The sequence below is a fragment of the Pseudonocardia sp. genome (assembly GCF_025965585.1).
In the GTDB taxonomy this organism is placed as follows: Bacteria; Actinomycetota; Actinomycetes; order Mycobacteriales; family Pseudonocardiaceae; genus Pseudonocardia.
The window spans coordinates 1-8,152 of the sequence record NZ_JAOPWR010000085.1; the positions used below are offsets into that span (position 1 = coordinate 1).

Consider the following 8,152-nt stretch of genomic DNA (forward strand, 5'->3'; position numbering starts at 1 on the left):
GCCAATGCTGGAGCCGTGCTGCCGCCTCGTAGGTCGACTGGGCGAAGTCCAGGACGGCCTGCCGAGGGTCGCCGGCCCGCCGCACGTCGTTGTAGCGCAGGACGAACTCGCCGAGGTCGGTGTCGAAGCCCGCCGCGGCGGGCGCAACCGGCTGATCCCGGAAGCCCTCCGGTTCCGGGTAGGCGTAGGAGTAGAAGATCGGTTGCTCGACCCGGGTGCCGTTGAGCGCGGAGCCGCCGGGCCAGAAGCCGAGCGCGCTCTGTTCGGCGGTGTAGCTGAGCCGGGTGATCGAGTCGGCATTCGGCGGTGGATCGGCGGGGCGTCCGGAGTAGCGCGTGGCGGCGAGGTCGAACGATCCCCAGTAGAACTGGACAGGGCTGGCCTTGCCGACGAAGCGGGCGCGGAACTCGGCGAAGATCGGTGCGACCTGGCTGAGCACGTTCCAGTAGCGCTGCGCCTGCGTGGCGTCGTAGGTGGCGTGCCGGTCGTCCTGATCGAACGGGATCGGGTCGGGGACCTCCACCGGTCGGGGCCAGATCTCGACATGGAGCCCGAGGTCGTCGAGAGCGGCCATCACCCGGGTGTAGAAGTCACGCACCGGCCCGCCGGCTTGGACGGTGCGGCGCCCACCTTCACTCGTGGTGATGCGCAGGACGTGGTCGAGCAGGTCGAGGTCCAGCTGGAGCGTCCGGTTGCCGTGTGGGATCGCCTCGGCGGCCAGCCCCCGGGCGGACAGGTCGAAGGCGACCTGCCACCAGTGATTCGTCATCGGGCGCAGCGCGAGGGGGATCTTCCCGATGATCTGGCAGTACATGTGGAGCGTGCGATATGTCGGCTCCCACTCGTCGACCGGTAGAGCGGGCCACGTCGGTGTCTGTTGGGCCATCTGTCGAACCTCCCGAGCACGACCAGGATTCCGCATCTCGTGTCGCGTGTCGCGTGTCATGGACCTTCCCAACACGGCGGCGGTGGAACTGCCCGGTCCAGACCGCGGAGACCACCTCTTCCCCTGGGCGAGGGCGGACTGAAGGTGGGCGAGAACCGGGTCGCACGGCTGTGCTCCCAGCAGCGGATCTGGTCGGTCTTCGGCAAGAACCCGGGGTGAACCCGGAAGGCCGGGGCGCCGGTGCACGACGACCTGGTGGACAGGAAGTCCACCGCCAACGTCACCTGGCTGACCGACATCCCGAGCACAACGGGCTGGTCGGCTCGATGGGCCGCGTCGGGGCCTGTGGGGACAACGCCGTGATGGAGTCGTTCTTCAACCGAAGTCGGGGCAGTCCCTTGCGACCGCCCGGGTGCGTGGGGCCCCGTCTGGATGCACCAGGACACCGCGTTCAGTGTGCGTGTGTTCAGGAGACGAACTGCTGCCCACCGTCGATGTCGTACGTCGCCCCGGTGAGTGCGGTGTTGCTCATGATGTGGATGGCGAGCGCGGCGACGTCGGCGGGGCCGACGACGCGGCCGATCGGGAGCGTCGCCCGCAGCTCATTGCGGCGCTCGTCGAGTCGATCTCCGAGCAGTGATGCTGACAACGGGGTATCCACGAAGCCGGCGGCGATGAGGTTGACGCGAACCGGCGCGAGCTCAAGGGCGAGGGCCGCCGTGAACGGAGGCAGCGCGGCGGTTGCGGCAGAGACGATCCCGAGGCCGCGACCGACCCGCCGGCCGGCGGTGCCGCCCACGAGCAGCAGCGTGCCCCCCGGCCTCATCTTGCCGGCGGCGTGGCGCGCGACCTCGAGCGCCAACACCACATGTCCACTGATCGCCTCGCGCACCTGGGCCGAGTCCATCTCCAGCAGGGGGCCGTAGTGCGGGCCGCCGGCCGTGACCATTACATGGTCGACCGGTGCGGGCAGGTCCTGGAAGAACCTCTCGAGGGATACCGCATCGTTGGCGTCGAACGCCGCGCTGCGTTGCGCGCCGAGTTCCAGCGCCGCTTGCTCGAGCCGGTCGGGATTGCGCCCGGTGAGGACGACATCGGCACCCTCGGCCCGGGCACGTCGAGCCGTCTCCAGCCCGATGCCTGCGCTGCCGCCGATCACGACGACGGTCTGGCCGGCCAGTTCCGGCTCGCGCTGTAGGGATGCGGGAGTGGTTGCGCTGGTCATCTGCCCTCCTCACCCCGACAGACTCGACGTCTGCCCGTCGGTCGGTCTGACCGGCCGCGGCATTTCCGCGATCTCCATCCGCAGCGCCGTCAAAGCCGCTTCGTAGATCCCCGAGAAGCTTGGGAACGGCTGGATGGTGTCGCTGAGCACCTCGAGCGGGACGTGTGCGCGGATGGCAAGGGTCGCCTGCTGCAGCCACTCACCGGCTTCGGGCCCGAGCGCGTAGGCGCCGGCCAGGCGCTCGCCGTCGCTGAGCAGCGTCAGGAACCCGTTGGATCGGGCGTAGGCATGGGTGTAGGTGGCGGTCTTCGGCACCTCTGACAGCTGGGCCGTGGCGCTGTAGGGCGCCTCGACCGCGCCCACCGCCGCGGCCTGCGGATCCGTATAGGTGACTCGTGGAACGGCTTCGTAGTTCGCCGGACGCACATCGCCGGCGATGTTCGCGGCGACCACGTCGCCCTCGTACTCGCCGACGTGGGTCAGCGGCCAGATGCCGGTGACGTCGCCGATCGCCCACAGACGCTCGCCTGCGCGCAGGTGCTCGTCCACCCGGATCCCGTGAGGGTCGGCCTCGATGCCGACCGTCTCGAGACCGATCCCTTGCACACGCGGGCGCCGACCGGTCGCCACCAGCAGTCGGTCGCCGCGCAGTTCCGTACTGCCGTCGAACTGCAGGACGAACTCCTCGCCGTCGCGCCGCGCGGCGGTAGCGTGCATCCCGAGCATCAGCTCGATGCCGTCGCGGCGCAGGGCCTCACCGAGCGCCTCGCCCAGCGGGGCGGGCTCGCGAGGAAGGATGCGGTCGGCACCCTCGACGATCACCGCCTCCCCGGCGAGACGCCGCACCACCTGCGCCAGCTCGACGCCCGCAGATCCGCCCCCCAGCACCAGCATGCGGCGTGGGACGGCCTTCATGCTCGTCGCCTCGCGGGTGCCCCAGACGCCGTCGAGCCCGCGCAGGCCCGGGACGGGAGGCACGATCGGATCGGCGCCGGTGGCCACGATGACGTGCTGCGCGGTGTGGCGGACGCCGTCGACGTCGACCACACCGGTGCCGGCCAGCCGGCCGGTGCCGCGCAGCAGGTCGATGCCGTGGTCGGCGAGCCACCGTTCCTGGCCTGCGTCGGAGTAGTCCGAGACCATGAAGTCCCGCCAGGCCAGGACGGCCTGGACGTCGACCTGCGCGCTCGCGCCGGCGTCACGCGCGCCCTGCACCGCCTCGCCCGGGCGCAGCAGCGACTTCGACGGGATGCACGCCCAGTAGGAGCACTCCCCGCCGACCAGCTCTCGCTCCACGACGGCGACGCGCAGCCCGCGCCTGGCCAACGCAGCGGCACAGTGCTCGCCGGGCGCCCCGCCACCGAGAACGATCACGTCATAGTCACTCACGTCGGCAGCTCCGTCCCGGCCCGCTCCGCCACCATGTACTCGGCTTACCGGTCGGGCCAGTTCGCATCTGCCTCCCCGGTCCGGTTCTCGTGCTCGCCATGGGCGGCCGCCGCACGCCGAAGCGCGCTCGCCAGGTCTGCCGTGGACGCGTACGCCGTGTCAGCGGCGGCGATCCGGCCGGGCAGTCGACTCGTGACCTCTTGAAGGAGCCAGCTGTTGCCGTCCGGGTCGCTGAACGTGGCGAAGGAGCTGCAGCCGGCGTGATGACGACCGCCCTCGAGGTTCATGTCAACGTTCTTAACGCTCGCGATCCCGCTCGCGTCGTTGCTCCGGACATCCGCTGTGCTCATCGCGGCCTCCTAGGTGGTGTCAGGGGATGACCGTCGCGCTTTCACCGCTCCGTCGCACCGGAGACCACCGTGGCGGCCCTTGGTCTGCGTCCCCGTAGGCCCCGAATGGCAGATGTCCGCTCCCGCTGGTAAAGGGCGTTAGGGGCCGTCACCGTTTCGTCGTTCTTGCCGGTCCCGGAGGGTGCGCGAATCGGTTCCAGATCGACTCGCCCTTGCCGTCTTCCTTCTCAGCTGCGCGCCCAGAGTGGACCGCTCAGGTGAGCTTGGCAAGCACCCGCCCCTGCCTGCGAACTCTTCGAAGCCCTGGAAACGCTAATGATCGACTATCTGTGGTCTCCAGAGGCTGAACGCGTCCAGCGCTGGAGGCCGACGCGGAAACGGATCACCGGCGAAGTCGCTCGGCATCTCTGCGCAGCAAGCACCCGTATCGCTCAACGACACACGGCCGACGCCGTGCGGGCTGCCGTAGCTTGCGGAGCACGCGCCAGGTCTCGAGCCGGAACATCGGTGACAGGCATAGATCCAGCCACCGGTTTTCGAGGTTCCGCCACCATACGGCAGGCAGGAGATCATCCATTTGCGGTGACCATAATTGCCTAAACTAAATGATTCTTCGGCAGAGACCGGTTGACGGTCCGGTCCACACGACCTAGCCTTGCGCGGCATTCTGCATTTCACAGCGTGACCAGTCCGACCGGCCAGAACAGGCCGGTCGGCGGGCCGTTGACAGGTCCCTCACTCATCACCGACGATGGCGCCCCCCAAAGGGGTTCGCTGCGCCGGGGCCAGGCTGACGGCCGGTAGGACACCTGGGCATGAACGCGGCCGTGGAGGGAGAGGCTGAAGATCTCGGACCAGACGTCACGAGGAGCGGCCCATGATCGACGTCGTCGCTACGAGGCTTCGCTGACATGCTTCGTCATCGCAACGAGTTTCCCGTCGAAGGGCACTTGCCCGCCTTTGACGGGGCGACCGCCTGGCTGAACGCGGCACCGCTGACGCCTGAGCGTCTCCGGGGTCGCGTCGTTCTTGTCAGCTTCGGGACCTATACCTGCATCAACTGGCTCCGCTCGCTTCCCTACGTGCGGTCGTGGGCGGACAAGTACGCGCGCCACGCCCTGGCGGTGGTCGGCGTGCAGACGCCTGAGTTCGAGTTTGAGGGCAACCGCCAGAACGTGGGCCGGGCAATCAAGGAGATGGACGTCCGCTATCCGGTGGCGGTGGACAACGACTACGCCGTGTGGCGGGCGTTCGATAACCACTACTGGCCCGCGCTGTACTTCGTCGACGCCGAGGCCCGGATCCGGCACCATCACTTCGGCGAGGGCGAGTACGAGGAATCCGAGATGGTCCTCCAGATGCTCTTGCGCGAGGCCGGTGCCGAGGTCGATCAGGGCCTCGTGCGCCTGGCGCCAGATGGTGTCGAGGCCGCGGCCGACTGGGCCAGCCTGGGCTCGCCGGAGAGCTACCTCGGCTATCAGCGGGCCGTGGGTTTCACCTCGCCCGGCGGCGTCGTGCCCGACGAGCGCGTCGCCTACTCGGCGCCGGCCCAGTTGCGTCCCAACCAGTGGGCCCTCGTAGGCCAGTGGCGGATCGGCCCGGTGCCCGCGCTGCTCGATGAGCCCGGCGGGTCCATCTCCTATCAGTTCCACGCTCGTGACCTGCATCTGGTGATGGGGCCGCCAACGGGACGCCCGCCGGTGCGTTTCAGAGTGCGCCTCAACGGCCAACCGCCGGGGCGGGCTCGCGGCGTCGACGTCGACGAGCAGGGCAACGGCACCGCGGACTACCAGCGGATGTACCAGCTGGTCCGCCAGCCCCCGCCGATCGGCGACCGCCTGTTCCAGATCGACTTCCTCGACCCGGGCGTCGAGGCATTCGCGTTCACCTTTGGATGACCAAGGAGCTCTCATGTCCCAGGAATCAACGCCCGGCCCGCTGACCGTCGCACTCGTGCACGGCGCATTCGCTGATGGTTCAAGTTGGTCAGGCGTCATCGAACGCCTGCAGGCGAAGGATGTCCAGGTGACGGCCGTGGCCAACCCGCTGCGCGGCATCTCCCTCGACAGCGCCTACGTCGCCAGCGTGTTCGACCAGATCCCCGGTCCGGTCCTGGCGGTCGGGCACTCCTACGGCGGCGCGGTGATCTCGAACGCGGCGCGCGGCTCGAGGAACGTCGTGGGGCTGGTCTTCGTCGCGGCCTTCGCCCCGGACGAGGGTGAGAGGTTGGGCGAGGTCACGGCGACGTCGAAGGACAGCGTCCTCAATTCGGCGTTGGTACCGCGTCAGTACCCGACCGGAACCGGTACGGCGACGGAGTTCTCCCTCGACCCGGCGAAGGCCCGCGACGCGTTCGCCGCGGACCTGTCCGACGCGCAGGCGGCGTTGATCGCGGCCGTCCAACGGCCTGTTGCCGAGCTCGCCTTCTCCGAGCCCTCCGGTGAGCCGGCGTGGAAGACGCTGCCGTCCTGGGCGGTCGTGGCCACCAGCGACCGAGCCGCCGGAACGGACGTCGTCCGCGCCCAGGCCCAGCGGGCGGGCGCGGCGATCACGGAGGTCGATGGCTCGCACGTGATCATGCTCTCGCAGCCGGATGTCGTCGCCGACGTGATCGCCTCGGCGATCATCTCGGGGATCGCGAAAGTCGGCTGAGGTGCAGGCGATGTCGTTCGGGCCGGTGCGGCAGATCGAAGCCGGCCCGCTCGACGTCGGTTACGTGGAGCTCGGGCAGGCCGACGGTCGGCCGGTCGTGCTCCTGCACGGCTGGCCGTACGACATCCACAGCTACGTCGAGGTCGCGCCCGCGCTCGGGGGCGCTGGATACCGGGTGGTGGTGCCGTTCGTCCGGGGCTACGGGACGACCCGCTTCCTCTCGGCCGAGACGATGCGCAACGGCCAGCAGGCGGCGTTGGCCGTCGATGTGATCGATCTGATGGATGCGCTGGGCATCGAGTCGGCCATTGTGGCGGGGTTCGACTGGGGGGCGCGCAGCGCCGATGTCGTGGCGGCGCTCTGGCCTCACCGGTGCAGGGCCCTGGTGTCGGTGAGCGGCTACCTGATCGGAAATCAGGAGGTCAGCAAGACGCCGTTGCCACCACCGGCCGAGCTGTCGTGGTCGTACCAGTTCTACTTCGCGACCGAGCGCGGCCGGACCGGTTATCACACGTACCGGCACGAGTTCGCCAAGCTCATCTGGCACACGGCGTCACCGCAGTGGAGCTTCGACGACGAGACGTTCGATCGCAGCGCGGCGTCGTTCGACAACGCCGATCATGTCGACATCGTGATCCACAACTACCGGTGGCGGCTCGGCCTGGCACCCGGCGAGCCCCGGTACGACGAGCTCGAGAAGCGACTCGCCGAGGCTCCGGTCATCACGGTGCCAACCATCACGCTCGAAGGCGACGCCAACGGTGCGCCCCACCCGGAGCCGAACGCCTACGCGACGAGGTTCTCGGGCAGATACCTGCACCGGACCATCTCCGGTGGAGTCGGGCACAACCTGCCGCAAGAAGCCCCGCGGCCCTTCGTCGAAGCCGTCATGGAGGTCGACGGGTTCACGTCGTGAAACGGAGGTGTCCCGCGCCTCGGACCAGGCTCTCATTTCACCTTCACACCGCTGCGGTAGGCGGTGACCGGGCCGGCGCGGTGTTGCCAGTCGTCGCGGTCGTCGATCCGGTCCGGGACGGGCCCGATGTCGGCGGTCAGCCAGGCGGGTGGTTCGTCGGCGAGTCGGCGGCCGGACGGTCTGGGTCGGCTGGGCTGCTCTTGCGGCGACGCAGCTGGAGGCGGGCGTCACCGGTGAGGTCGGCGCGGCTGAAGACAGGTCAGCCGATCCGCTCGGCCAGGGAGACGATGATCCCCTCCGGACCGCGCACGTAGGCCATGCGCCAGATGTTCTCGTACTGGCCGATGTCGCCGACCAGCCCGTAGCCGTCCGCGGCCAGCCGGTCGACGGCCACCTGCAGGTCGTCGACCTCGAAGGCCACACTGCGCAGCCCCAGCTCGTTGGCCGTCGCGGCGGGCGATCCGGGCTGATGCGCGGGCCGGACAAAGCTCGAGAGCTCCAGCCGGGTACCTCCGTCGGGCGGCCGAAGCATGACGATCTCGGTGCGGGAGTCGGGGATGCCGATGACCGTGTCCAGGAACTCCCCCTCCACGAACATCCGCGTGCCCTCGACCTCGAGACCCAGCCCGACGAAGAACGCCGTCACCGTGTCGAGGTCCGCAACGGTGATACCGACATGGTCGAAACGTCGTACCTGTGACATGGGGTCCATCCTCCGGTGTTCACCTTGTCGA

Annotated in this window: 8 protein-coding genes and 1 pseudogene; 4 read left to right on the forward strand and 5 right to left on the reverse strand. The window is 69.1% G+C overall.

Annotated features, from left to right (window positions below; genetic code table 11):
• Positions 1–886: DUF5996 family protein (locus JWR81_RS05460; protein ID WP_297647376.1), on the reverse strand; the 886-nt coding region annotated here is incomplete at its 3' end.
• Positions 887–1,021: 135 nt separating this feature from the next.
• Here JWR81_RS05460 and JWR81_RS05465 point away from each other — a divergent pair.
• Positions 1,022–1,263, forward strand: a pseudogene (locus tag JWR81_RS05465) (hypothetical protein); the annotation flags it as partial.
• An 89-nt stretch (positions 1,264–1,352) separates the two neighbouring features.
• On the opposite strand, the gene JWR81_RS05470 reads toward JWR81_RS05465, so the two are convergent.
• From JWR81_RS05470 to JWR81_RS05480, 3 genes are read right to left on the reverse strand one after another with little or no spacing between them, the layout of a single operon-like run.
• Positions 1,353–2,111 carry an SDR family oxidoreductase gene (locus tag JWR81_RS05470; RefSeq protein WP_297647379.1) on the reverse strand — a complete coding sequence of 253 codons (759 nt, stop codon included), beginning with the start codon at positions 2,109–2,111 and terminating at the stop codon, positions 1,353–1,355.
• 9 nt (positions 2,112–2,120) lie between these two features.
• Positions 2,121–3,500, reverse strand: coding sequence for an NAD(P)/FAD-dependent oxidoreductase (locus JWR81_RS05475; RefSeq protein WP_297647382.1), 1,380 nt, complete (start codon positions 3,498–3,500; stop codon positions 2,121–2,123).
• Between the two features lie 44 nt (positions 3,501–3,544).
• On the reverse strand, positions 3,545–3,850 hold the full coding sequence (locus JWR81_RS05480) for a hypothetical protein (protein ID WP_297647385.1): 306 nt from the start codon (positions 3,848–3,850) through the stop codon (positions 3,545–3,547).
• A 911-nt stretch (positions 3,851–4,761) separates the two neighbouring features.
• On the opposite strand from JWR81_RS05480, the gene JWR81_RS05485 reads away from it, so the two are divergent.
• Genes JWR81_RS05485 through JWR81_RS05495 form a run of 3 tightly spaced genes read left to right on the forward strand, consistent with a single transcriptional unit; the run spans position 4,762 to position 7,418 of the window.
• On the forward strand, positions 4,762–5,748 hold the full coding sequence (locus tag JWR81_RS05485; protein WP_297647388.1) for a redoxin domain-containing protein: 987 nt from the start codon (positions 4,762–4,764) through the stop codon (positions 5,746–5,748).
• 13 nt (positions 5,749–5,761) lie between these two features.
• Positions 5,762–6,502, forward strand: a complete 741-nt coding sequence (locus JWR81_RS05490) for an alpha/beta hydrolase (RefSeq protein WP_297647391.1) — start codon at positions 5,762–5,764, stop codon at positions 6,500–6,502.
• Between the two features lie 10 nt (positions 6,503–6,512).
• Positions 6,513–7,418, forward strand: coding sequence for an alpha/beta hydrolase (locus JWR81_RS05495; RefSeq protein ID WP_297647394.1), 906 nt, complete (start codon positions 6,513–6,515; stop codon positions 7,416–7,418).
• Between the two features lie 259 nt (positions 7,419–7,677).
• Here JWR81_RS05495 and JWR81_RS05500 read toward each other — a convergent pair whose 3' ends face one another.
• Positions 7,678–8,121 (reverse strand): VOC family protein, encoded by a 444-nt coding sequence (locus tag JWR81_RS05500; protein ID WP_297647397.1) that lies wholly within the window; start codon positions 8,119–8,121, stop codon positions 7,678–7,680.
• Positions 8,122–8,152 lie beyond the last annotated feature (31 nt).

Coding starts and splice junctions, on each gene's coding strand:
- JWR81_RS05480 (WP_297647385.1), bottom strand. CDS start 3,850: ATGAGCACAGCGGATGTCCGGAGCAACGACGCGAGCGGGATCGCGAGC.
- JWR81_RS05485 (WP_297647388.1), top strand. CDS start 4,762: ATGCTTCGTCATCGCAACGAGTTTCCCGTCGAAGGGCACTTGCCCGCC.
- JWR81_RS05495 (WP_297647394.1), top strand. CDS start 6,513: ATGTCGTTCGGGCCGGTGCGGCAGATCGAAGCCGGCCCGCTCGACGTC.
- JWR81_RS05490 (WP_297647391.1), top strand. CDS start 5,762: ATGTCCCAGGAATCAACGCCCGGCCCGCTGACCGTCGCACTCGTGCAC.
- JWR81_RS05500 (WP_297647397.1), bottom strand. CDS start 8,121: ATGTCACAGGTACGACGTTTCGACCATGTCGGTATCACCGTTGCGGAC.
- JWR81_RS05470 (WP_297647379.1), bottom strand. CDS start 2,111: ATGACCAGCGCAACCACTCCCGCATCCCTACAGCGCGAGCCGGAACTG.